This is a genomic window from Methylobacterium sp. XJLW (genome assembly GCF_003254375.1).
Classification (GTDB): Bacteria; Pseudomonadota; Alphaproteobacteria; order Rhizobiales; family Beijerinckiaceae; genus Methylobacterium; species Methylobacterium fujisawaense.
The window spans coordinates 5,420,527-5,445,288 of the sequence record NZ_CP016429.1 but is presented as its reverse complement, the minus strand read 5'-3'; the positions used below and the strand labels follow the sequence as shown (position 1 = coordinate 5,445,288).

At 68.9% G+C, this 24,762-nt stretch carries 20 protein-coding genes and 1 pseudogene; 11 read left to right on the top strand and 10 right to left on the bottom strand.

Translation table 11 applies throughout. The features are described from left to right. Positions 1 to 333 precede the first annotated feature (333 nt). From A3862_RS25075 to A3862_RS25045, 7 genes and pseudogenes are all read left to right on the top strand, one after another. Positions 334 to 4,265: pseudogene (locus A3862_RS25075) on the top strand (glycosyltransferase). Between the two features lie 84 nt (positions 4,266 to 4,349). After that, positions 4,350 to 5,144 carry an ABC transporter permease gene (locus tag A3862_RS25070; protein ID WP_043349821.1) on the top strand — a complete coding sequence of 265 codons (795 nt, stop codon included), beginning with the start codon at positions 4,350 to 4,352 and terminating at the stop codon, positions 5,142 to 5,144. Between the two features lie 199 nt (positions 5,145 to 5,343). Then, on the top strand, positions 5,344 to 5,685 hold the full coding sequence (locus A3862_RS25065; RefSeq protein ID WP_043756281.1) for a hypothetical protein: 342 nt from the start codon (positions 5,344 to 5,346) through the stop codon (positions 5,683 to 5,685). Between the two features lie 50 nt (positions 5,686 to 5,735). Further along, complete coding sequence (locus A3862_RS25060) at positions 5,736 to 6,488, top strand: FkbM family methyltransferase (RefSeq protein ID WP_043756282.1); 753 nt, start codon at positions 5,736 to 5,738, stop codon at positions 6,486 to 6,488. A gap of 14 nt (positions 6,489 to 6,502) precedes the next feature. Beyond that, positions 6,503 to 6,823, top strand: coding sequence for a hypothetical protein (locus A3862_RS25055; protein WP_043349814.1), 321 nt, complete (start codon positions 6,503 to 6,505; stop codon positions 6,821 to 6,823). A 192-nt stretch (positions 6,824 to 7,015) separates the two neighbouring features. Further along, positions 7,016 to 8,434 carry a phosphomannomutase gene (locus A3862_RS25050; protein WP_043756284.1) on the top strand — a complete coding sequence of 473 codons (1,419 nt, stop codon included), beginning with the start codon at positions 7,016 to 7,018 and terminating at the stop codon, positions 8,432 to 8,434. Between the two features lie 233 nt (positions 8,435 to 8,667). Further along, on the top strand, positions 8,668 to 8,859 hold the full coding sequence (locus A3862_RS25045) for a hypothetical protein (protein WP_043756286.1): 192 nt from the start codon (positions 8,668 to 8,670) through the stop codon (positions 8,857 to 8,859). 19 nt (positions 8,860 to 8,878) lie between these two features. On the opposite strand, the gene A3862_RS25040 is transcribed toward A3862_RS25045, so the two are convergent. From A3862_RS25040 to A3862_RS25025, 4 genes are all read right to left on the bottom strand, one after another. Further along, complete coding sequence (locus A3862_RS25040) at positions 8,879 to 9,196, bottom strand: hypothetical protein (protein WP_043756288.1); 318 nt, start codon at positions 9,194 to 9,196, stop codon at positions 8,879 to 8,881. Between the two features lie 3,094 nt (positions 9,197 to 12,290). After that, entirely contained in the window at positions 12,291 to 13,217 is a 927-nt protein-coding gene (locus A3862_RS25035) for an NAD-dependent epimerase/dehydratase family protein (protein ID WP_043756290.1), read from the bottom strand. Next, positions 13,204 to 14,169: an NAD-dependent epimerase/dehydratase family protein gene (locus A3862_RS25030; protein WP_043756292.1), complete on the bottom strand. Its 966-nt coding sequence runs from the start codon at positions 14,167 to 14,169 to the stop codon at positions 13,204 to 13,206. Before A3862_RS25030 ends, A3862_RS25035 begins: the two co-directional genes overlap by 14 nt. A 2-nt stretch (positions 14,170 to 14,171) precedes the next feature. Beyond that, positions 14,172 to 15,428 (bottom strand): class I SAM-dependent methyltransferase, encoded by a 1,257-nt coding sequence (locus A3862_RS25025; protein ID WP_236952883.1) that lies wholly within the window; start codon positions 15,426 to 15,428, stop codon positions 14,172 to 14,174. 206 nt (positions 15,429 to 15,634) lie between these two features. On the opposite strand from A3862_RS25025, the gene A3862_RS25020 reads away from it, so the two are divergent. After that, complete coding sequence (locus A3862_RS25020) at positions 15,635 to 16,177, top strand: NUDIX hydrolase (RefSeq protein ID WP_043756296.1); 543 nt, start codon at positions 15,635 to 15,637, stop codon at positions 16,175 to 16,177. A 98-nt stretch (positions 16,178 to 16,275) separates the two neighbouring features. Then, positions 16,276 to 16,425 carry a hypothetical protein gene (locus A3862_RS31675; RefSeq protein ID WP_164706398.1) on the top strand — a complete coding sequence of 50 codons (150 nt, stop codon included), beginning with the start codon at positions 16,276 to 16,278 and terminating at the stop codon, positions 16,423 to 16,425. Positions 16,426 to 16,476: 51 nt separating this feature from the next. Here the strand turns inward: A3862_RS31675 and A3862_RS25015 are convergent, their stop codons facing one another. The 5 genes from A3862_RS25015 to A3862_RS24995 form a co-directional block, all read right to left on the bottom strand. Beyond that, a complete protein-coding gene (locus tag A3862_RS25015; RefSeq protein WP_236961515.1) occupies positions 16,477 to 17,715 on the bottom strand; it encodes an HAD-IIIA family hydrolase in 1,239 nt (412 codons plus the stop codon). A 10-nt stretch (positions 17,716 to 17,725) separates the two neighbouring features. Further along, entirely contained in the window at positions 17,726 to 18,313 is a 588-nt protein-coding gene (locus A3862_RS25010) for a D-sedoheptulose 7-phosphate isomerase (RefSeq protein ID WP_043386513.1), read from the bottom strand. Between the two features lie 82 nt (positions 18,314 to 18,395). Next, complete coding sequence (locus tag A3862_RS25005) at positions 18,396 to 19,328, bottom strand: NAD-dependent epimerase/dehydratase family protein (protein WP_043756300.1); 933 nt, start codon at positions 19,326 to 19,328, stop codon at positions 18,396 to 18,398. A 68-nt stretch (positions 19,329 to 19,396) separates the two neighbouring features. Further along, the gene (locus A3862_RS25000) at positions 19,397 to 20,398 is read right to left on the bottom strand and encodes a GHMP family kinase ATP-binding protein (protein ID WP_051044748.1); all 1,002 of its coding nucleotides are present in this window, start codon (positions 20,396 to 20,398) and stop codon (positions 19,397 to 19,399) included. Between the two features lie 970 nt (positions 20,399 to 21,368). Further along, a complete protein-coding gene (locus A3862_RS24995) occupies positions 21,369 to 21,659 on the bottom strand; it encodes a hypothetical protein (RefSeq protein ID WP_043349792.1) in 291 nt (96 codons plus the stop codon). A gap of 239 nt (positions 21,660 to 21,898) precedes the next feature. On the opposite strand from A3862_RS24995, the gene A3862_RS24990 reads away from it, so the two are divergent. Continuing rightward, complete coding sequence (locus A3862_RS24990) at positions 21,899 to 22,162, top strand: hypothetical protein (protein WP_043756303.1); 264 nt, start codon at positions 21,899 to 21,901, stop codon at positions 22,160 to 22,162. A 37-nt stretch (positions 22,163 to 22,199) separates the two neighbouring features. Here A3862_RS24990 and A3862_RS24985 read toward each other — a convergent pair whose 3' ends face one another. After that, a complete protein-coding gene (locus A3862_RS24985) occupies positions 22,200 to 22,427 on the bottom strand; it encodes a hypothetical protein (protein WP_043349788.1) in 228 nt (75 codons plus the stop codon). Between the two features lie 412 nt (positions 22,428 to 22,839). On the opposite strand from A3862_RS24985, the gene A3862_RS24980 reads away from it, so the two are divergent. Then, positions 22,840 to 24,453 (top strand): hypothetical protein, encoded by a 1,614-nt coding sequence (locus A3862_RS24980; protein ID WP_043756305.1) that lies wholly within the window; start codon positions 22,840 to 22,842, stop codon positions 24,451 to 24,453. The last annotated feature ends 309 nt before the right edge of the window (positions 24,454 to 24,762 follow it).

The following is a 24,762-nucleotide window of genomic DNA, read 5'->3' as shown; positions in this document are numbered from 1 at the left end:
GATGAGGCAGGCGAGGGCGGACGGCTCCGGGCCTCGGACCGGTCCTGCGGAGCACCGTCGGCGCCCCGTTGTTTACCCGGTGCGCGTGTTCCGTTAGGGCGATGAACCGCCGACACGGCGTCTCGTCCGACGCGCCGGCACGCCTTCGATCAAGCCCATAATCGGCCCGCGCGAACACATGCTCCTCCGAGCCTCAGGTCTCGTCTCAAGCGCCGCCGGGCCGAAGCCCGCCTCGGGGCTGGTGGCCTGCACCGCCTCCGACGCCGCGGATCGCGGACCGGCGCGCGCGGCGCGCGGCGCAGCGCGAGCGGTGCGTTGAAGCGGTTCTTCCGCCTGTACCGCAGGATGCGCGGCAATCCGCTGATCCGGCTGGCGGTGCGCCGCGGCCTTCCGGCGGCGAACGATCTCGTCACCGCGGACGCGCAGATCGCGACTCTGGCCCCGCATGTCGATGCGGCCTTCTACGCGAGCTGGTACGGGATCACGGCCGATCCGGTGCGCGACTACCTCGTCCGCGGCTGGCGCGAGGGGCGCGACCCGCGCCCCGACTTCGACTCCGCCGCCTACCTCGCCGACCGCCCCTACCTCGCCCGGGCCGGCATCAACCCGTTCCTGCACGCCCTCACGCGCCGGCGCGCCCGGGCCGGCGGCGAGGGGGGCAGCGAGGGCAGCGGCGCGGGCGGGGCGGCCGGCGCGCCCCTGCCCAAGCCCGACACGGCCCGGGCCGAGCGCCTCGCCCGCCGCCTCGTGGACAGGGCCTTCTACCTGGCCAACAACCCCGACCTCGCCGCCGCCGGCGTCGATCCGGTCGACCACTACATGGCCTCCGGCTGGCGCGAGGGCCGCGAGCCGGCACCGCAGTTCGACACCCTGGCCTACTGCCTCACCCGCGGCCTCACCTTCGCCACCCAGAACCCGCTGGTGCACTACGTCCGCAACGGCGGACCCGCCCGGCCCGACCCGGACGCGGCGCTGGCCCTGCGGATGGAGACCCTCGCCCCCTACTTCGACGCCGCCCATTACCGGCAGCGCCTGCCCGGCCCCCAGGCCGAGGCGCTGGCCGGGGCCTCGGACACCGCGCTGCTGCGCCACTACGTGGCGGAGGGCTGGCGGGCGCGGGTCAGCCCGCGGCCGGACTTCGACCCGGCCGGCTTCGTGCAGGCCCGCGCGGGCAGCCGGGCGGTCGGCGACGACCCGTTCTTCCGCTACGTGGCCGAGACCCGGCTGTCCGGGGGCGCGCCGTTCGCCGAGCCGCACCGGCTGAACCTGCCGGCGGTGGATGCGGACTGGTACCGGGCGACCTACCCGGACGTGGGCGGTCGGGAGCCGTACCTGCACTTCGCCGAGGCGGGCTGGCGGGAGCTGCGCGACCCGGGGCCCGGGCGCTCGACGCTGGCCGCGCTGCTGGGCGTCTGCGGCCTGCGCCCGGCGCGGGCGCCGATCGCCGATACGGGCTGGCTGGGGGCGATCGGGCAGGCGGCCTGCGACCGGGACGGGCTCCTGGACCTGCAGGCGCGGCTGGTGGCGGGGCATTTCGACCACGGCTTCTACCGGGCGCGCTACGGGCTGTCAGAGGCGGACGACGCCGTGCGCGACTATTGCGACACCGGCTGGCGGAACGGCCGCAACCCCAGGGCCGACTTCAACGGCTGGGCCTACCGCGCGCACCATCCCTACGTGGAGGCGACGGGCATCGCGCCCTTCGTCCACCATCTGGCCCGGGCGCTGCTGCGCGGCGACGACCTCGCGGGCGATGCCTTCGATCCGCGCTACGGCGCGCCGCCGGCCGCGGAGGACGCGGAATTGTTCGAGCAGGCCCGCCTGATCGAGCCGTTCTTCGACGCGCCCTGGTACCTCAAGCGCTACCCGGATACCCGCGGCTTCGAGAACGGGCCGGCGATCCACTTCCTGTCCCACGGACAGGAGGAGGACCGCGATCCGAGCAAGACCTTCTCGACCCGCTTCTACCGCCGGGCCTACGGCCATCTCCTGGGTGCGGGGGAGTCGCCGTTCCTGCACTACGTGCGCACGGGCCGGGCCGCCGGGCTGATGGCCGCCCCCGAGGATCTCGGCACCTACCCGCCCATGGAGGCCCCCGCGCCCGAAGCATGGGACCGCCTGCCCCGGGCCCTGCCCATCGACCAGGCCCGGGTCGTCGTGATCGTCCCGGTCTACAAGGGCCGCGGCGAGACCCTGCGCGCCCTCCACGCCTGCCTGTCCCAGCCCCAGGCCACCCCCTTCACCCTGCTCGCCGTCAACGACCGCTCCCCCGACCCGGAACTCACCGCAGACCTCGCCCGGCTCGCCGGCCGCGGCCTGTTCCACCTCGTCGAGAACGAACGCAACCTCGGCTTCGTCCGCTCGGTCAACCGCGCCCTCGGCCTGCGCCAGGGCCGCGCCGTCGTCCTGCTCAATTCCGACGCGCAGGTCTTCGGCGACTGGCTCGACCGGCTCGTCGCCCACGCAGACCCCAAGGTCGAACCCGAGGCCGCCCCCAGGGCCGAACCTGAGGCCGAACCCGGGGCGGGGCTGCGCGTGGGCAGCGTCACGCCGCTGTCCAACAACGCCACGATCTGCTCCTACCCGCGCTTCAACGCCAACAACACCATGCCGCTGGAGATCGACCGCGCCGATCTCGACCGCATGGCCGCGCAGGTCAACCGCGGCCACGCCGTGCCCGTGCCCACCGGCGTCGGCTTCTGCATGTACATGACCGCCGCCGCGCTCGACGCCGTCGGCACCCTCGACGCCGAGGCCTTCGGCAAGGGCTACGGCGAGGAGAACGACTGGTGCCTGCGCGCCATCAAGGCGGGCTTCGTCAACCTGCTCGCCGAGGACGTGTTCGTCTACCATGCCGGCCAGATCTCGTTCGGGCTCGACGAGGGCGGCGAGTACGTCCAGGGCCAGGCGGCCCTGCTGGCCAAGCACCCCGACTACCCGGCCCGGGTCGGCCAGTTCGTCCAGGCCGATCCCGGCCGGCGCGGGCGGGCGCGGCTCGACCGGGCGCGGCTGGCCCGGCACTTCGCCGGCCGGGCGCTCCTGTACGTGACCCATTCCTGGGGCGGGGCATCCAGCGGCACATCGACGACATGGTCGCCCAGGCCCGGGCCGAGGGCCTGAGCGTCGTGCTCCTGCAGATCGACCGGACCCGCAACCTCGAGGTCCACGTCGCCTACCGCAGCCCCGAATTCCTGTACCTGCCCAACCTCGACAGCCTGTACCTGCCGCGGGACGCGGACGAACTCGCCGGCTTCATCGCAGAGCTGGCGCCGGTCCTGATCCACGTGCACTCGCTGGCGGGGCTGCGCTGGGCGGCGGCGCGGGCGCTGATGGATCGGGTGGCGGGGTCGGGCCGGCCCTACGCCTGGACGCTGCACGACTACTCGCCGGTCTGCCACCGCAACCACCTCGTCCAGCCGGACGGGCGCTATTGCGGGCTGGCGCCGGTCAGCGCGTGCCGGGCCTGTCTGGCTTCGGACGCGGACGGGTTCGAGGAGCCGGATCCGGGCGAGCGGCGGGCGGCGTTCGGGGCGTTCCTGGCGGGAGCTTCGCGGGTGTTCGCGCCGTCCGCCGACACGGCGGGCCGGATCCGGGACGTGTACCCGGATCTCGCGGTCACGGTCCGGCCGCATGTCGAGCCGGAGCGCAGCGTGCGCTCCACCGCCCTGCAGCGGCCCGGACGCGTCCGCCGCGTCGCGGTGCTCGGCGCGATCAGCCTGCCCGAAGGCGGATTGCTGCTGCAGGCTTTGGCGTCGGACGCGCGCAAGCGAGACCTGCCTTTACGCTTCTCGATCGTGGGCTTCTCCGACCCGACCCTGACGGGCGGCCTGGAGCGGGCCGGCGTCACGGAGACAGGGCGGTACTCCACCGACGACCCGACCCTCGACCGGGTCGCCCGGGCAGCCCTCCAGATCGCCGAGACCGGCCGTCATTGGGAGGATGACGAAATCCTCGATCTCGTGACCCAGGTCTCTGCCGATCTGGTGCTGATGCCGTCGATCTGGCCGGAGCCCTACGCGTACGCGATGACGCTGGCGCTGCGCACGGGCCTGCCGGTGGCGGCCTTCGACCTCGGCGAACCGGCGGAGCGGCTGCGTGCCGACCCGGACGGCCATCTCCTTCCCTATGCCCTCGCTACCGACCCGGCCGCCTGCAACGACCGCCTGCTCGCCCTCGACATTCCGGCTGGCGGCCGAGTCGCCACGCCGATCCGGGTCGCCACCTCTGACGGCCTGATGCGCGGCTACTACGCTCTCACCCCCTGACGCCGACCGGCGCGGGACGCGCCCGTCAACGCACTTTGGCCCCTTTTCTCGTCGAAGCAGGCCCGGCAACGCGAGGTCAAATCGATGCCCGCCCTCCCGACGGCTCCCGGGCAAAAGAGCCCGATCGAGTCCTATCTGCATGTCCTGCACGCCCTGATGCTGCGGGACATGCGCACCCGATTCGGTGCCTCGCTCTGGGGTTACGGCGTGGTCGTGCTCTGGCCCTGCGTCCACGTCTTCATGCTGATCGCCATCTACACGTTCCAGAAGCTGGCGGCGCCGCTCGGCGACAACCGGGCCCTGTTCTTCGCGACCGGGGCGGTTCCGGTTCTGGTTTTCCAGTACATCTCCCGCGAGGTCATGAAGGCGGTGATCATGAACCGACCGCTGACCTACTATCCACAGGTCAAGCTGTTCGACGTGATCCTGGCTCGGATCCTCGTGGAGATCGTGACCGGCTTCCTCGCACTGCTGGTCGTCTGCTCCATCCTGATCGCCATCGGGACCAATCCCGTCCCCGCAGAACCGTTCACGGCCATGTGCGGCTATCTCGCCGCCATCATCCTGGGGGTCGGGATCGGTACGATCAACGTGGCGGTCATCGGCTTCTTCCCCGGCTGGATGATCGGCTACGCCCTGTTCAGCATCATCCTGTACGTGTCCAGCGGCGTCATGTTCCTTCCGAGCTACATGCCCGACAAGGTATATTACTGGATGAAGTACAATCCCGCCATGCAGTTGGCGGAATGGGTTCGATCGGCATACTATCCCTATGCCGGCATTCAGGTAGATTACCTCTATGTCGTCATGTTCGGATTGACCTGCGCCAGCATCGGCCTGCTGCTCGTCAAACATGTCGTCAGCAAGATGCAGGGGTGAGCCGGGACGGGATTACGCCTGTCCCGAGAGCCGCGCCTGACGCGGTCGGCACGATTCTCGGGCCGGTCTGGCACAACCGGAGGCACGCGGGAGCCGCGGCATCCGACCGGCCAGACCGGATGCCGATCCGGATCCGGGGCCGCAGACGGACCCTCGGGCCTCGAAAACTCAACCCGCTCCGGGTCAGGGCTGCCGCACGATGACGAATGCCGTTCATGCGATCGATACGACGTACATCCGCCGGATCCAGCAGCAGCAGATCGAATTGACCCTTCTCAGGGCCGAGCGCGACGCCGCCCTGCAGGAACGCGATCTGGCCCGGGCGCGGTCCGAGGCGACATCGACTCTCCTCGAGGCGCTCGTGGGAGGCCTGCGGCCCTACGGATTCAGCCGCAAGCGCTTCCTGTCCGCGATCCGCAGGGCGGCGCGGACCGTGCCGGATCACGGCCCCGCCGCGCTCCAGCACGGCATCCTGTTCGAAGGATCGAACCGGATCCTGGCGGGCCCGCGCAGGCCTGTCCAGGCGGCGGCACACCGCTGACACCCCCGCGCTTGCGCGCGTTCCCCGTTCGGAGACTGGAGCCGAGGACCATGGATGTCGAACTCCTGACGGTGTTCAATGCCCTGATCAACCTGAGGGACAATCTGGACGCGCGCCCGCACATCCTCGGCTCCGAACTCGACTTCCTGTCCTTCGCTACCCGGATGGCGCCGTACTCCAACGCGCAGCTGCTGCAGGACCTGTGGGTGCTGTATGAGCTTCAGGAGAAGCGGAACGGCTATTTCGTGGAGTTCGGCGCCTGCGACGGCGTCAGCCTCAGCAACACGCTCCTGCTGGAGAAGACCTACGCCTGGCAGGGCGCCGTCGCTGAGCCCGCCCGGGCGTGGCACGCGGCGCTGCAGCGCAATCGCAACTGCTACATCTCCGACAAGTGCGTCTACAAGACCGACGGGATCGAGGTGCTGTTCAACGAGGTCGACATCGGCGAACTCTCCGGCATGGAGGACTTCGCAGACGGCGACTTCCACGCCCAGTTCCGGCAGGAGCGCCGGCAATACCCGGTGGCCACGATCTCGCTGGACCGGTTCCTCGCGGAGGCGCGGGCGCCGCGGCGCATCGATTACATGAGCATCGATGTGGAAGGCGGCGAGTTCGACGTGCTTCAGAGCTTCGATTTCACGCGTCACGACATCGCGCTGATCAGCGTCGAGCACAATTTCTCGGGCAGCCGGGAGAAGATCGACGCGCTGCTGACCGGTCAAGGCTACCGGCGGCGCTTTCGTCAGCTCTCCCTGTTCGACGATTGGTACGCGCGCCCGGATCTCGTGGCCGCACGGTCCTGACGGAGGGCGGGGCCATGTCGGCACAGACCGCGATCGCGATCCTCGATTCCATGTTCGACCTGTTCAAGGAGATGGGCAGCGGCATCGCCCTCGACCTGAACTGGCTCGCCATCGCCCGGCGCCTTCAGCAGGTCCGGGCGCAGGCCGTCTGGTCGGCCGATCTGGACTTCGTCGCCACCAAGCTGAAGGCGCACGCCGCCCATTATGCGGCGACCTACCGCCCGCCGCTCGGCTCGGAGGCGATCAGCAAGGCGAACGCCGACAGGCTCGATGACGTCGTCCGCCACTACTCGATCCTGCGCGCGCATCTCGAACAGCAGTTACCGGCCTCTTGAGGCGCTGGCGGCGGGTCCGCCGGCACAGAGGCGTTCCGAGCGCGGGCCGCACCAGGCAGCGCCGCCCGCGTCCCGGGGCGGACCAGTCTCGCCCGGCCCGAGCCAATCCGCCGGTCCCAAGCGTTGAGAATGCGAACGGTTTGGGGCATCGATCGCGAGCGCGTGCGTCGAAACGGAGCCGATGGGGATCTCGTGAGCAGTCTGAAATTCGGGACGAGCGGCTTGCGCGGTCTCGTGACCGACCTCGTCGGCGGGCCGAGCTACGCCTATGCCAGCGCATTCTTCCGATCCGTCTCGGCGGATGACACCCACCGAGCGGTGGTGATCGGGCGGGACCTGCGCGACAGCAGCCCCGCGATCGCCGCCACGGTAGCGGAGGCGGCCGCGGCCGCCGGCTTCACCGCGATCGATTGCGGCGCCCTGCCGACCCCGGCCCTGGCCCTCGAAGCGATGCGGCGCGGCGCCTATGCGGTCATGGTCACGGGCAGCCACATCCCCGAGGATCGCAACGGCCTGAAGTTCTACCGTCCCGACGGCGAGATCACCAAAGCCGACGAGGTGGCCATCCTGGCCGCCCTGGCGGACATCCCGGCCGGCGGCGAGAAACCGGCGGCGTCGTCCGCGACGCCCGAGCCTGACGCCATCACGCGCTACCAGCAGCGCTACGCCGCCGCCTTCGCGCCGGACATCCTGAAGGGCCTGCGCATCGCGGTCTATCAGCAGAGCTCGGTGGCCCGCGACCTGCTGGCCGACCTGCTCGCCGCCTTCGGCGCGCAGGTGACGCCGATCGGTCGGTCGCAGGTCTTCGTGCCGATCGACACCGAGGCCCATCGTCCCGAAGACATCGCCTTCATCCGCGATGTCATGGCACCGGGGTCTTTCGACGCCCTTGTGACCACGGACGGCGACGCCGACCGGCCGCTGGTCGCCGATGGGACGGGCCGGATCCTGCGGGGCGACGTGCTCGGGCTCATTACGGCCCGTTACCTCGACGCCGACACGGTGGTGGTGCCGGTCACGGCCGGCTCGGCCCTCGAGCAGTCCGGGGGCTTCCGGACAGTTGTGCGCACGAAGGTCGGCTCGCCCTTCGTCATCGCCGGCATGGAGCAGGCGACGTCCGCCGGGGCGCGGATCGTCGTCGGGTTCGAGGCGAACGGTGGGTTCCTGCTCGGATCGGACGTCACGCTCCACGGTAGGACTTTAGCCGCCCTTCCGACGCGCGACGCGATGCTGCCGATCCTCGCCACATTGGCAGCGGCGCGCGCGACCGGCACCGCCCTCGCAGATCTCGTGGCGTCCCTAGATGCGGGCGAGATGGCGAGCGACCGCCTGCCCAACACCCCGTCCGACACCAGCACCGCCTTCCTCGAGCGCCTCCAGGATGCGGACTACCGCGCCGCCTTCCTCGGCCCGATTGGGTCATCGAACTCGATCGATCAGCAGGACGGGATCCGGATCGAACTGAACGGCGGGCGCACGATCCATTTCCGGGCTTCGGGAAATGCGCCCGAGCTGCGCTGCTATGCGGAGGCCAAGTCGGCGCAGGAGGCGCAGGACCTCGTCCGATGGGGACTTGCCTCCGCCGCGACCGCGATGGCGGCAAACGCCTGAACCCTCACGAAGCCTCGGAGCGATGCCCGAACAACGCAAGAAGCCGGGGCTCTCTTCAAGGCGCGCTGACGACCTTCACCTCTTGGCGCGACCGCGCGGGGAAGGCCAACGGACGGGCTTCGCGCGACATGCCCGATGGCCACACGCGCCCTGCTACCGGTCGGCGTACCCCGCCGCGACGGGCCTGCGCAGGCCCGCTTCGAGATCGATGTGCGGCTGCGTCGAGTGCGCAGGTGCCGGTCGTCACGTTCCTGCGCCGGGTCTGGTTGCAGAACTTCCGCCTCAACGAACGTGACGATGACGCACTGTACGCAGACGATCGGGTCCGGTGGCGCGCCGAGACCGACGGCAATCCGGCCGCCCACACGATGGTCGCCTCGCCCTACGACCTGGACGTCCATAACGCGAAGAAGTGCATCACCTGAATCGATCACGAGGTCCACATCACGGAGCGGTACCACGACGGCGGCCGCCGGTGATCGCCCACAGAGCGTCGATCCCGGCCCGGTCTCGAATCACGCGCTGCTCGGCCGGCGGCACATCGCGCTCGCGGCGGAGGACCTGCTCCAAGCGCACGATCTCGTCGACGTCGTCTCCATCGACGCTGAAGGCCTCGCGTCGACCATGGCTTATCACGGTGGCGACCTCATCGGGCCAATGCCGGGGAACAACCAATTGGAGGCGGGCACCGAGGGAGCATTCGCGCTCGAAGATTTCCAGCTCGATCGGTATCGCTAGGTCGCTGTCGACCCGGCCGGCCACAGCAGCCGGATCCGGCATTTCGACTGCAACTTCGGACCTAAGGTGGTGCACACCCGGTTGGCGATGAGGACCACAATGCCTGCATCCTGCAATGGCGCTGCACGCGCTCGGAGCGCCGCCTGGGGACACCGCGCTCGTGAGAGGAACATGGGGCACACGGCGGCACGGGCGCGCGAGGGTCAGCCAGCTGTCGCACTGCCGACTGGGGAAGGCGAGTCGGTTTCGAGGGCACGTGTCGCGCGGGATGCGGGCGATGTGGCTGCGCGGAAGTCGCCATCTCGCCTTGGCCAATTCGGCACGGCTGAGATTTGACTACAGCACTTGGTGACGACCGCTCTTATCAACCTCAATCGCCTCGCTGCGCCTGGATCGACGACACGCCCGCCGCCAGAACCCCGCGCTCCGCCTTCACGCGCCTTATGGCTTGGCCGACAGGCGCGTAGGCGTTAACCGGCAGGATCGAAAACGGGGCGTTCCCGATCCGGGCACGCCCCGCCTGCGTCAGAAGTGCGGAAGAACCCCAGTTTGCCGTGTCGCTCGACAACGGCTTACGTTGGGTTCGTGCCAGTGCTGGCGAGCCTGTATCGAGTCGCTACGAGGTTGGAGTTGGCGGAGGGAGGTCCCTTTTTGCATTCTGGACGAGGCTCGCTCGATCAGTGAATGACACGTAGCGTAAGCGTATCAGATCTTCGGCTCCTTCTGGAGCTCGGGTCTGGATCGGCTTCCAGCCGCTTGCTGCGGAACGAGGCGCATAATCGCGAGAGGCTGTCTCGTCGGTCGCGTGGCCGAGCAGTGCCGCGACCTCGGTTCGGGTCTTAGCAGCCTTCAGGCGTGCCGCCGCGACGTGCCGACAGGTGTAGGGAGTGACAGGCCTCCTGATCAAACCGGGGATCCCCGTCGCTATGCAGGCAGCCCGGAGAGCCCTGCGAATCCCGGCATGCACCCGGCGCCATTCACCATCGGCCGTGGCCCGTGCCAACGCTGCGATGAACTCGCCGAGCCTTTCAATGTAGCCCTCGGAATACGCGTCCAGTTTGATCGTCCGAGTCGATCCGTTCGCGCGGCCATTGGAATTTTTGCCGTTCTGGACGACCAAGCTGGTGCCAATGATCTGAGCCGTTGGCCATTCGCTTGGACGCAGCCCGAGAAGCGACGCGTAGGAGAGGTAGGGCCGCGCGAGGAACGCGTACCGGTGGCGTAGGCCTAAGAGGGCCGCGTCAACCGCGTCGAATTCGGTCGCGGTCAGGGACTTCCGCTTGCCCGCGCTTGTGCGCCGAGGCGTCTTGATGGCCCGTGGGGCGGCGAGACGGCCGGTTTCGGGGTCCATCACCTTAGCCAGGAGATCAAGAGCTGTGTCTATGTGCTTCGATCTGGCCGGGTTTAATATGCCGAGGTAGACGAGGCATTCCCGGATTGAGGCTCGATAAGTCCGGATCGTGGACCGGGACCAGCGATCCTTTTCGCCCAGGAATCACTCGGCGAACTGGATCGGCGTGAGCGGATCGATCCCGGTCTCTCTGGTCGCCATTTCCAGGAGAAGGGTACCTCGCTTAACATAGGCTTTGACGGTCGCCGGCGCTCGTGTCCGGTCTCGATTGGCTGGATCCACCACAGACCACCCCTGTTACATGCGCCGAGAGCCCTCTCCGCCGGCCGCATTCACAGCGTGCTCACCAACCACGAAAATCGCCATCGCACTCCGGCCTACCCGCCCAGTCTTCTGGTCCGAGTCCAAAGGCGGCAAGCGCCACGGCCTCGTACGCGTATCGCCGATGTGGGCGGCAGAACGTGTGTCCCTCGTCCGCGCAGATGAAAGCCGCGCGCGCCTCGCAGCCGCGCTCACTGCATCGGGCATACCACCCAGAATTTGGCAAGCGATCGATCAGGTCTTGGACATGGGTACGTTGAAGGTCGCGCGTCCACTCTGAAAAGGGCACAGACGCCTCGGGACGCCGGTTACCGTCCCGCGAGGGTTTACACCGTCCGGCAACCTTGACGGCCGCTGGCTCCGTCACTGCGATATCCTCAAGTTTGCGATTTAGAGCCTCGCATGAGGAGGGTTTCAGATCGGGGTCCGCACCGACACTCGGTTCTAGGCCTATAGCCGCATGCGGTAGCGACAGCCGCATTTCGGATAGGGTCGGATCAAGGGTTCGAATGTGTTGGACGACCTTGCCGGCCGCTGGCGCCGTTATTGCGGCCTCCTCGAGTTCGCCATTCAGCGGCTCGCATGAGGCAGGTTCCGGATCGGTATCCGCACCGACACTCGGTGCTAGGCCTATAGCGGCATGCGGTAGCGATAGCCGCTCTTTGGTGAGGCTCGGTTCAAGAATTGGAATGTCCTGGACGATATTGATTGTCGCTGGCGCCGTCATTGCGACCTCCTCGAGTTCGCAATTCAGCGACTCGCATGAGGTATGCTTTGGATCGGTACCTGCACCGACAATCGGTGCTGGGTCCATAGTGACACGCGGTGTCGATAGCTGGTCTGTGGCGAGGACCGGAAAAAGGGTTCGAATGTCCTGTCCGCGGCTCGTACGCCACGTCCAATCGATGTGACCGCGCGACCGCAGCTGCAATATCGCATTCTTGACGGTGTTCTCCGCCACCCCCAGTTCGGCGGCGATTTCCGCATCCGTCGCCCGGCAACGCGCTCGGCCAAACTCAGAGCGATCCGCTAGGGCCCAGGCCACAAAGCGGGCGGCGCGCCGTATCTCCCGGTCCCATCGGACATTGGCCGACCAAGCTCGTACTGAATCCGCTACCGTCATGGCTATGCTCGCTCGCCTGCAGGTCTCGGAAGGCTAGCAACGAACGTCGCAAGAGCGATGGCTGCACCGAATGTCGGTGCGCTTGCTACGGAGCGCTCGGGCGGGCACCAATCTCGCGCGACATCCGGAACCACTCCCTCGCGTTGCCTTATGGTGGGATGTAGCTTCGAGGAAGCCTACGCGATCACCGGCCGGAGCCTGGAGGATCAAACTGCCAGATTCGCCTCGTTGTAGAGAGCACTCTTGCCAGTCGGCACATAGCTCGAACGCACGGCGAAGTGGACTACCTCAAGCCAAACAAGTCCAGTCCCGAATGCGGCTTGTCAGTGCTCGGCGTACTCCGCCGCGACGAGCCTGCGCAGGCCCGCTTCGAGATCGATGCGCGGCCGCCAGCCGGTCCGGTCGAGGAAGCGCGTCGAGTCGAGCAACTTGTAGGCCGCGCCCTGGAAGGAGCCGGGCGGGCTCACCAGGGGGACGGACCAGTCGAGGGCGGCCAGGGCCGCCCGCGCCACCGCCTCGACGGTGACGGGCGTGTTGGCGGCGCAGTTGAGGATCTCGTTGTTGAACGCCCGGTCGGCCGCGAGGATCGCGTCGATCTGGTCGTCGACGTGCAGCACCTCGCGGACGGTCTGCGGATTGCCCCACACCTCGAACTCCCGCGCGTCCGCGGCCTTCTCCCGCACGGCCCGGTCGAGGAGGGCGCCTACGAAGTGGCTGCGGTCGGAAGCCGTGTTGTCGTGCGGACCGTACAGGGTCGCCAGCACGCAGTGCAGGAAGCTCAACCCGTACTGGTGCGCGTAGGCCGCCGAGCCCGTCGCCAGGACCTGCTTGGCGAGCCCGTAGCCGATCACGGAGGGATGGGTCGGTCCCTGTCCGAAGCGCGCCTCGGGGAGGGGCTCGGCCGATTCCGGATAGGTGCAGGACGAGCCCGTGGAGACGAGCTTGGCCTGCGGCTGGTACAGGCGCCACGCCTCGAGGACGTTCAGGTGGATCCGGGTGTTGATCGCCAGGAGCTCGCCCTGGATGTCGTACTGAATCGCGCCGGTCCGCTGGCGGGTCACCACGTGGAAGATCCGGCCGGCCGGGGCGGCGTCGCGCAACGCCCGCTCGACATTGGCCCAGTCGGACAGGTCGCCCGCCGCGCGGCCGATCTCGACGACCTCGCGGCCCTCGGCCCGGAGCCGCGGCACGAGGTTGCGCCCGAGGAAGCCGTCCGCCCCGATGACGATGTCGCGCTCAGGCCCCGGCATGGCGGTACTCCTGGCGATACCACGAAATCGTCGGCCGCAGCCCGTCCGCGAGCCCCGTGAAGGTCGACATTCCGAAGCGCTCGCGCAGCCGCCGGTTGGTCGAACGGCGGGCGAGGACGCCGTGGGTCGTCGTGTCGGAGGCGTGGACGGGCCGGTCCTCTCCCGCCACCTCCAGGATGGTGCGGGCGAGGTCGAGCAGGGTCGTGGTCTCGCCGCGGCAGAGGTTGAGCGCGTCGCTCGTCTCCCGGATCACGAGCGACCGAGCGAACACGTCGACGACGTCGCCGACGTAGATGAAGTCGCGCTCGACCAGCGGGTTGCCCTTGATCGTGAAGCGCTCGCCCGGGGCCAGCGCGCGCATCACGAAGGCCGGCAGGACATGCGCCTTGCGCGGATCCGTCGAGTCGTGGGGACCGTAGGGGTTGCTCAGGCGGAAGCTGATCGTGTGGATCCCGTAGCGCTCGGCGTGCAGGTCGGCGACCACCTCGGACCAGCGCTTCGACCACGCGTAGAAGGCCTCGTTCGGATTGGGCGGCGCGTTGAGGTCGACCGGCCGCGCGTCGTCGAGGGGATCGCAGGCTGCCGGGTAGACCGCGACGCTCGAGGCCGCGCGCACCTCGCGGATGCCCTTCGTCAGGCAGAACCGGTAGAGGCGGTTGGCGATCTCGGCGTTGCCGGTGAGCAGGTCGCTCTGCGCCGTCTCGAACTTATCGGCGTCGTAGCGCTGCGCGGCGACGTTGACGACGATCGCGTCGGCGGGGACCGAGAGCGCCTCGAGGGCGTCGAAGCGCGCGGCCTCGGTCGCCCCCGGCACCGCACGGCCGGAGGGGCTGACCGCGATCAGCCGCGACACGCGGCCGGCGAGATGCGCGACGAGGTTGCGGCCGACGAACCCGGTCGCACCGACGACGAGGACGGCCTCGGGCAAGGGGGCTGAGGGGAGGGCGGCCACGCTCAGGCTGCCGGCAGGTCGGCGGCGGTGATCACCTTGAGGTCCGGCACCGGAACGATGAAGGCGCCGCCGTTCTCGAGGTAGCGGCGCTCGCGCGCCAGGAACTCGTCGATGAAGTTCCAGGCGAGCACCAGATAGGCGTCGGGCGCGGGCACGCTGCCCTCCTCGACGATCGGGATGCGGGCGCCGGGGATCAGGCGGCCGAACTTCAGCGGATTCTTCTCGGCCGCATATTGAACCAGCCGCGGGCCGATGCCGAAGGCGTTGAGCAGCGTCGCGCCCTTGGCCGGGGCGCCGTAGGCGTGGACCGTCTTCCCCTCGGCGTTCATGCGCTCCAGCAGATCGAGCAACGCCGCCTGCAGGCGCCGGACGTTCTCGGCGAAGCCGACATAGGTCTCGAACGTGCCGTAGCCGCGGGCCTCCTCGTCGGCGCGCATGCGCTTGACCGCGTCGCTGACCGGGTGGGCGCCGGGGAAGCCGACATGCGCCTCGAGGGAGCCGCCGTGGACCGGGACGACGCTGACGTCGAAGACCTCCAGGCCGTGGCGCGCGAACAGCTGCTCCAGGGAGCGGAGCGTGTAATAGCACAGGTGCTCGTGGTAGATCTGATCGAAGGCGGTGTTCTCGATCATGCCGCCCAGGTAGATCGCCTGCACGACGAAGACGCCGTCCGGCTTGAGCAGCGTGACGATGCCTTTCACGACGCTGTGCAGTTCCTCCAGGTGGAAGAAGACGCCGGCGGCGGTGATCAGGCTCGCTGGCCCGTCCTGCGCGCGGACGATCTCGGCGGTCTCTTCGTTGAAGAAGCGGTTCAGTGTCGGCACGCCCGCGGCGCGAGCCAGTTCCACGACGTTGGCGGCGGGCTCGACGCCGCAGCGGCGCAGGCCGAAGGGCTCGTACTGCCGCAGCCACGTGCCGTCGTTGCTGCCGATATCGACGACGAGGTCCTGCGGCCCGAGGCCGTACCGCTCCACGAGCCGGGCCGCCGTCTGGCGGAAATGCTCCACCAGCGTCTTCGTCGTGCCAGAGACGTAGGGGTAGTCGCTGAACATGCTCTCCTTCGGGATCGTGTGATCGATCTGGACGAGCGTGCAGTCGTGGCAGAAGCCGGCGCGCAGGGGGAAATGCGGCTCGCGCCGGTCGGCGAGGTCCGGCGGGATCAGGCGGTTGCAGTGCGGCTGATCGGTCAGGTCGAGGAACAGCTCGACATCGCGTCCATCGCAGACGCGGCATGCCATGGCGAGTTTCGTTCCCGTCATCGTACGACCTATGACATCCGCGGCGCGAGACTCTACGTGCCCGAGACGCTTACCGGCTGAGCTGGAGGGGCGCAACGATCGCTCCGGCCCGGATCGACGACAGGGCAGGACCACTGGATTCGACCCGATCCATACCGCCCGCACCCTCGCGCTGTTCAGCGCATCTCTGCCAAAACACTACCAATATCTTCGATTTGGAAACAATCATGCCCGAAACCGCGTGGACGATCCGCAAGTCGCACTACATCATGAAGGATCGATGGCTCGGCCTCCGTGCCGACGACTGCGTGACACCGTCGGGCCACGTCCTCGATCCCTATTACGTGCTCGAAACCGCGGACATCGCCCTCGTGCTGGGCATCGACGCGGCCGATCACGTCATCCTCGTACGCCAATACCGGCACGCCTATGGGAGCCCGAGCCTGGAGCTTCCGGGCGGGGCCATCGACCCCGGCGACACGGATATCCTCGCGGCCGCCGAGCGCGAGATGCGCGAGGAAACCGGCTACACCTTTGCCGATGCCGAACGCGTGGTCACCCTCAACGCGGATCCGGCCCGCTACGCCAACCGCATGCATCTCATCCGCGCGCGCGTGATCGCGGCCGGGCCGGCGCGTCCGGATCCCGGCGAAGACATCGCGGTGATGCGCGTGCCGCGGGCCGAAGCTCTGCGGCTCGCCCAGTCGGGCTCCATCGTCGGAGCCGTGCATGCCGCCATGATCCTGATCGGTCTGTCCGGCCGCGGATGAGGGGCGTCACCGGATTGTGGATCGAGCGATCGAACCGCTGACAAGGCCCGCGCGTTCCGCCAATACGATTAATCGCAGGTTAAAGAGCGGATTGAAGCGTGCCCGAGTACGACATCAAGATCGTCGCTCCGCGAGATCGGAAGGCCGCGGACGCCGAGCGCGAGACGCCGCCCAAGCGCCGGCTCGACTGGGACCGCGCCATGCGTGAGGCGGCCGAGGCGGAGCTCTCGATTCAGTCCCACGACTGAACCCGCCGCGCGGCGACGCGCGCCCTGGTCCCCCACACGTGTTGCCGCTTCCTAGCCCGTCAGCGCGGCCTCGCGCAGGAAGGCGAGCAGGTCGTCCGACCGGAAGTGATGCACGGCGAGCCCCGCCGCCCGGCCGGCGGCGAGATCGGTTTGCTGATCGCCGATCAGGAAGCTGCGCGCGCGGTCGATGTCCCACTGGTCCATCAGGTCGAGGATCATGCCGGGTTCGGGCTTCCGCCAGCCGTGGACCGCCCTGTAGGCCTCCACCGTCCCGTCCGGATGATAGGGGCAGTACCGGAGATCATCGATATGCGCGCCCGCCGCGCGCAGGTCGTCCCGCATCCAGGCCGTCAGACGGGCGACATCGGCCTCGGTGTAGAAGCCGCGGGCGACCCCCGCTTGGTTCGTGACGACGAACACGAAGAAGCCGGCGTCGTTCAGCGCGCGGACCGCATCACGCGCGCCCTCCATCCAGTGGAACCGGTCCACGGAACCGACATAGCCGTGGTCGTGATTGAGGACCCCGTCCCGGTCGAGGAAGGCGGCCGGTCTCGTCCGGCGGGCCGGGATCTCCACCTGAGCGCGGTCGTAGCTCTCGGGCACGCCGATATCGAGAAAGTAACCGTCGTAGGCCTCGCCCACGACGCGGCCCTCGGCGACCAAAGCGGGCAGGACGTCCCGTTCCAGCGAGCAGGCCGGCGGGAAGCCCTTCAAGGCGTCGCGGCGCACCAGATAGACGCCGGCATTGACGAGACCGGGGCCCGGCTCGGGCGGCCGCTCGAGGAAGGCGGTGATCCGCACGCCGTCGAGGAGCGCGACGCCGTAGCGTGCCGCGTCCGGCACCCGGCGGAGCGACAGGACCATCGCCGCCTCCGGATGACGCGCCGCCAGGGCGGGCAGGGCCAGCAGGTTGACGTCGAACCACGAGTCGCCGTTCAGCAGGAGGAAGGTCTCGTCCGCCTCGGGGAGGGCGTGCACGACGGCGCCGCCGGTCCCAGCCTGCTCCGGCTCGATCGAGACCCGCAGCGTCATGCCGAAGCGTCGCGCGACCGCGTTGTCGGCGGCGTAGGCGCGGATCTTCTCGCTGTGGAACGAGGCCAGCAGCACGATGTCGGTGAAGCCGTGGCGGCCGAGCTCGAACAGCAGGACGTCCAAGAACGGCTCGCCCGCCACGGGCAGCAGCGGCTTGGGCATCGCCGACGTCAGCGCGCCCAGGCGGGTGCCGAATCCGCCGCACAGGATCATGGCCTGCCGGACGGGGCTGCCGGCGCCTCTCGGTCTCTCGGTCACGGGCCGCCCTTCACGCCGCCGTCCCGCGGGGGAACAGGCTTTCCTCGACGAGGCCGCACACGATGTGCGCGGCGGTGATGTGGACCTGCTGGATCAGGGGCGTCGCGTCCGACGGCGCGTACAGGCACAGATCCGCCCGTTCCGGCATCGCTCCGCCCGTCGCGCCCGTGAACGCGACGACCCGCACGCCCAGCGCCCGCGCCGCATCCATCGCCTTCAGCACGCTCGGCGAGCGCCCGGAGGTGGAGAGGGCGAGCAGGACGTCGCCCGGCCGCCCGAGGGCGAGCACCTGCCGCGCGAACACGTGCTCGTACCCGTAATCGTTGCCGATCGCGGTGATCACCGAGGTGTCCGTGGTCAGCGCCAGGGCGGCGGCGGGCGCCCGATCGTAATTGAGCCGCGAGACGAACTCGCCCGCGATGTGCTGCGCGTCGCCGGCGCTCCCGCCATTGCCGATCGTCAGGAGCTTGCCGCCGCCGCGCAGGGATGCGGTCACCACGTCGGCGATCTCGGCGAGGGTCGCCTGGAAGCGGGGATCGTCGAGGGCCGCCTGGAAGGTGTCGCGGGTCTGCGTGAGGAAATCGACGATCGCGCTCATGAGCACCTCGGTCCGTGCCCGCGCCGGCCGACCTGTCGGGCCGTCCGGCGGGGTGATCGCTGCTGGGCTGGAGGCGTCCGGATCAGACGTTGGCGAACCGCGAATTGCGGATCATCCGGAAGCCCTTGATAAGCTCCTTGATCCCCCGGTCGAGGTCGAAGTCGGGGAACCAGCCGGTCGCCTCCAGCTTCGCATTGGACACGATGTAGTCGCGCTTGTCCGGATCCTCGCCGATCGGGGCCTCGACATAGACGAAATTCGGCACGTGCGCCTTGATGCGCGCGCAGAGTTCCAGCTTCGACAGGTTGGCGCTCGACAGGCCGAGATTGTACGCCTCGCCGCGCATCCGGTCGTAATTGTCGATCGCGTGGATGAAGCCTTTGGCCACGTCGCGGATGTGGATGTAGTTGCGCTTGAAGTGGCCCTCGAAGACCAGGAGCGCCCGGTCGGTCACGGCCCGGTGGGTGAAATCGTTGACGAGGAGGTCGAGGCGCATGCGCGGCGCCATGCCGAACACCGTGGCGAGCCGCAGGCTGACGCCGCGCCCGCTGTCGAGCACGGCCGTCTCGGCCTCGACCTTGGTGGTGCCGTAGAGCGAGATCGGCCGCAGGGGCGATTCCTCAGTGCAGAACTTGCCGGCCTCGCCGACGCCGTAGCCCGAATTGGTCGTTGGGTAGACGATCCTCTGCTCGCCGCCCGCGCGCTGGACCAGGGCGATGACGGCGTCACGGTTCAGGGTCGTGGCGCCGATCGCGTCCTCCTTGCACAGGGGAGCGCCAACCAGGGCCGCGAGGGGAATGAGCACATCGTGCTTCGGGATGAGGTCGTCGAGGATGCGCGTATCGCGGGCGTCGCCCTTGATCGGCTCGAACGTATCGTACTGGCAGGCCGAGGACAGGTCCGGACCTCCGGACTTGAACGTGTCGAGAACCGTGACGTGATGCCCGCGCTCCAGGAGCATCGGCACCAGGATCGTCCCGATATAGCCGGCGCCGCCGGTGATCAGAATTCGCATCGTTGCCTCTCGTCGCGATGAGCCGTCGGGCCGCCTGCGGCCGGGCTGGAATGATGGGCGGGCGCCGCTCAGCGGGTCTGGCGATAGATCAGGGTCGACCCGTCGACATCGATGCCGATCGGAACGACGGATAGCGGCGCCACCCGTTCGGTCAGAGTCGGAAGCCGGTCCGGATCGATGAGGGCGAGGAAGAAACCGCCCCCGCCCGCGCCGCACAGCTTCGCCCCGTAGGCCCCCGACGCGATGATCGCCTCGAACAGATCGTCGAGCACCGCATTCGAGACCTCACGCGACAGGGTCCGCTTGATGCGCCACGAGGCGGAGAGCATATCGCCGAGCTGCGTGAGCCAGCCGCTCGTCCCCGCCTCCAGCAGCGAGACGCATTCCTCGACGAGACGGTAGAGTTCGGACAATTCCTTGTCGATCGCGCGCGCGCGCGTCACGGCGATCTGGGCGGCGACCGTGGTCGTCGCGCGCCGCGCGATGCCCGTATGGACCAGCACCATCGACGCGTTGAGCTGTTGTGTGGCCGCAGAACTCATCTGAACGGGGGAGATGCGGATCGCGGAACCGCTGAAATCGAACCGGTTGATCCCACCGAAGGCGGCATGGAGCTGGTCCTGCACGCCGACATTCTCGCGCAGGATCTCGCGTTCGACTTCAATGGCCTTCTTCGACAACTCGATTTTTGTCGGTTTCTGGTTCAGAATTGTATAGATTGTCCGAAGAAACCCGACAGTGAAGGCCGACGAGGATCCGAGTCCGCTGCCTGCCGCAGGCAAATCGGATATGATGCTTATGTCGAGCCGACGATTGACATCGAAATGCTTGAGGACTTCCCGGACGACCGGATGCTCTATGTCCTCGACATTGTTACAATGCTCGATCCGGGAATAGCTCAATCTATAATTGTAATCCTGGCAACCAATCAAATCGAGCGCAGCGATGATAATGTATTTGTCAATCGCCGTCCCGACGACCGCACCGGGCGCGCGCTCAAAATATTCAGGATAATCAGTGCCGCCACCGAAAAGGCTGATTCGAAGTGGCGTCCGAGTGACCGTCAGCATCTAGGCATTCCAGATCTTGCATGCGCGTCGTTGTTTTGGACATTGAAAACACGGTCCGACCGGATCAATCGAGCGCACTGCAACGCGCACACGCAAGAAACAGTGCCATGGCGCCTGTGGCAGGAGCAACGGCAAGGGCTCTTCCTCAAGCGCGACACGTCAAATGTCCTTGTCGGTCTATTTATCGACAATCCTTCAGATCGAACGGGCGAAGATTTTCATATGGCTTTGAACCCGGGATCCCATGAGAACCGGATTTCGTCCTGCGCGAGCCGATGCCGAACGGCCTCGTCCCGGGCGCTCTCTCTTGGAACGATGCGGGACCAGCCCATCCTGAAGCCGACCGCGCACGCCCCCGATCGCAGCGGCGAAGGCGCCAGACCGGACATCCTCGGCCCGCCGGAGAGCGCCCCTGCGGCGTTCGCGCCAACGCGTCACGCCGTTGCAGATCGCGCGCCCCAGCTGCGAAGCCCCCGCGGACACACGTCTCCGGCCGCCGAGCACTGTCCCGGCCGTCACGATCCCGTCGGCTGTCGTCGATCGTCCCGCCGGCCCCGTCCCGGCGCCGCGCCCTGCGGGAGGGATCGATATACGCATCCCATCGGACGACCGGTGATCCTGGCCCATATATCCCGACTGCGACCGCAGTTTCGAAGCGGTCGTTCCTGTGGATGCAGCTTCCGAAATCAGGGTTAAAGGTTCGTAAACGATCGTTTGGGCCCAGGATGAGGATCCGCGCATCCGTGTGCATCGGTCCGTCGGTTCGACGGCCTCCCGGCACGGCAACGGACAGCCCCGCGCCGGACACGAAGTCTGCACGGATGCCGGGTTCCCTCTGCGAGCCGTCTGCCGCCATCGGTCGGCCCGGCCTCCGGCAGCGCCTCGAACGGCCTCGCTGAAACCGCGGCGCGCCATCACGCAGGGCTCGCGGCGGCGTCCGTGCCGCGAGCGCCGGGGCGGGTTCACCGGCTCAGGCGGCCCGCACGCCGGGCCCATCCCGCCCATGCGCCTGATCCATGATCTCGCCGATCCGCTCGCCGACGGCGACGGCGATCTCGACCGAGGCCGCCCCTTCCGAACCCTGCCGGCAGATCCGGGTGAGGACGTCGGTCACGCGCTGCTCCATGACCCCGAGGATCGCCGCGGCCGCCTGCGGCTGCGCGCCGCGCAGCACGGCGGCGAGGTCGCAATAGGCGTCCTGAAGAAGTCGGAGCGTGAGCCGCTCGACCGCTTGTTCATCCTCCGCCGACAAGGCTTGCATCAGACCCCACTCCCGACAGCGCCCCCAGCCTTGCCCCGACATCTTAACAAGCCGTGAAGGATGCCGCGGGACCGCAAGATTCGGCTAACCCTGCCGCAGGGCCGGGGGACGCCCGCTCACGCGCGACGCGGATTCCGGGCAGCCGAGGCGGCGCAGCGCGATCCGCGGCCGGGCGGAGGGAACTTGGCGGGCCCTCGGCGGGTCGACCCCGCAAGATCCGTCAGCGCGAGAGCCTCCCCATGCGCCTCCTCATCACCACGAGCCTCTGTCTGGCCGCCATCGCCGCGACACCGGCATCGGCCCAGGTTCAGCAGACCAATCCCAACGCCGCCAACCGATCCATGGAAACCGGCGGCCAGTTGCGCGCCCTGCGGCAGGAGCAGACGACCCAGAGCAACACGCTGCGGATGGACATCCAGCGCAACCAGGCCGCGACGCCCGCCCCGAATACCGGACCGAACGCGATCGGCCCGACCGGCGGTACGGGTGTGATCGGCCGCTAGGACCGGGACGGTGCTGGCCGGAACCGGTCCACGCTCCCTACACGTCCGGCAGGCGCCGCCCCTTCACGACCACCCGCGGCCACCGGTCCAGCCCGATCGGCATCAGCACGGCGATCCCGGGCGGCACCGCGGCGTCGCCGAGCAGGCTCTCGAGGGAGACCCGGCAGGCTTCCTCGAGTTCGCCCCGCGTGCGTGCGCCGGACGTCTTGATGTCGGCGATCAGGAGCGCCGCGATCTCGTGGGCAAAGGCGTCGCCGTCCAACATGCCGGGCTCCTGTTCTACGCGTGATCCCGTAGAGCCTCTCGCACAACGCCCGGAGCGCGGTTGCGGTCGGAGGCGAAGCCGCCGGCGCCCGAGAGTCTTGTGGGAAACCCTTAGCCGTCTCGGGCCCCCGCGAGCAGCCGGACAGAATTACGTATCCCCATACCGATTGCGGATGGTGTCACCGTCCGGTCCCGGGCGGCCATCCCCCGCGAGACGACCGTGCCGGCCCCCTACCCATAAAGGAGAGATAGTCCGCCCCGGACGGCCCGTGCCACGTCGGACCGGCAGATCGCGGCTCGGAAGCCGCTTGCCGATCGGCGGCGCGCTCCTGGGCTCGCGTGACGGGGACCAGGGTCCGGGTGCCGTGGGGACGCAGCCCGCGATGGCGCCAGAGGGATCGAGGACCGGACCGATGATCATCGTCGACGAGCGCTCCGGCCCCTTGAGCCCTGGCGCCGCCCCCGCCTGCATGCGCGCGTCCGCGGAGAGCTCGCCCGCCGGACGCCGGGGCGCCGGGCGACTGGCGATCCTGGTGTCGGCGGGGACGATCCTGTTTCTGATCCCGGCCCTCTGGAACGGCCACCCGTTCCTGTTCCCCGACAGCGAGCACTACTTCATCATCGGCCGGAGCATCCTCAGCGGTCTCGCCCGGCTCGGCGGCTCGGCGGCGGCGGCCGGCAGCGGCGGCGCCGTCATGGCCGATCCGGCCGCGAGTTCGGATGCGGCGGGCGGCCTTGCCGCGATCGCGGGCGGGCGCTCCCCGGTCTATGCGCTGCTGCTCTACGTCCTGTCCGCCCTGGCGAGCGTGTGGTGGATCATCGTCCTCCAATCCGTCCTCGTCTCCTGGCTGACCGTGACATTCCTCGACCTCGTCTGGGAGCGGCCCCGGCCCGGTGCGGTCCTGGCCGGTCTGGCGGCCTTGGCGCTGCTCACCTCCGCCGGGGCGTTCAGCGGCTTCCTGATGCCCGACATCTTCGCGGCGACCTTCGTCCTGGCGGCCCTGCTGCTCGTCTTCGACACAGCGGCGTCCCGCGGAAAAACCCTCGCCTATGCGGGCGTTGTCGCCCTCAGCCTGGTGATGCATGCCACGATCGTCCTGCTGGCCGGATCCGCGCTCGTCCTGATCGCGCTGTGCCGGCTCGTCCCCTTCGCAGACCGACATGTCCGCAGGGCGTCGCTGCTCTGGATCGGGGGGGCGCTGATCCTGGGGCTCGCCTTCAATGCGGCCTATCTCCGGCTCGCGGAACGCGTCTCCGGGCACCCGGTCGGAACGCCGCCCTACCTGATGGCGCGCGTCATCGCCGATGGGCCGGGGCGTCTGCTCCTCACCGAGACCTGCACGCCGTCCGATCGCCCCTTCGCGGCCTGCGCCTTCGCAGGCCGGCACTTCGTCGACCACAATGACTTTCTCTGGGGCAGCGGGAGCCCCGGTCCCAACTTCAGCACCGCGCCCGCCGCCCTGCGCACGGCGCTCGGCGCCGAGGAGGGGCGCTTCGTCCGCGCGGCAATCCTGCATCATCCGATCGCGCAGGCGGCGGCCTCGACGCGCAACGCCCTGCGGCAGCTCGTCAGCGTGGACATGACCGAGTTCGTGATCGGGACGCATCTCCTCGTCGACGATGCCGAGTTCAGGACGGCCGCGATCCTGAAGACGATCCCCAAGCTCGACCGGTGCCTCGCGCAACCCGGCGTGTGCCCGCCGGAGGCCGCGCTCGTCCCGACCCTGCAGGGTGCCTTCGGCGTCAACCTCCTGTCCTGCTTGGCCGCGATGGCCGTCACCGCGCTCTACTGGGCACTGCGGCCCCGGCTCGGGGCCGACACCCGGGCGCGTCTGGATCGCCTCATGCTGATCGGGACCGGGATCTGCCTCCTGCTGCTCGTCAACGCGGTGGCCTGCGGCGCTCTGTCCGGACCGCATGACCGCTACCAAGCGCGCCTGGCGTGGCTCAGCGCGCTGTTCATGGTAGCGCTCGCGGTCCGTGCGGGCGGGCCGGGCGAGCCGCAGCCGGCGCGCAAGCCGGTGTGACGGGCGCTGCGCGTGCCGAGCCGACCCGTCCGCGGCGGGACGGACGGCATGCGCCGGCGGAGACGCGAAGCGGCCACCTCCGGGGGATGCACGGCGGCGGTCCCCCCGCGGTCGGGCATCAGGCGCGGATCGCGCTACCCGGACCTTCAGACGATCTCACCGGGCAACGAACGGGCCCGTCCCGAAGCTGAACCGGCTCCAGCGCCTTCCGGCAGCCGAAGCCGACGGTGCGGATTGGTCCAGCACGGCCGGACCGAGAGGCCGGCTCCGTCCAGGGAGCGATCCGGACACGGCCGTCCGCTACGGCCG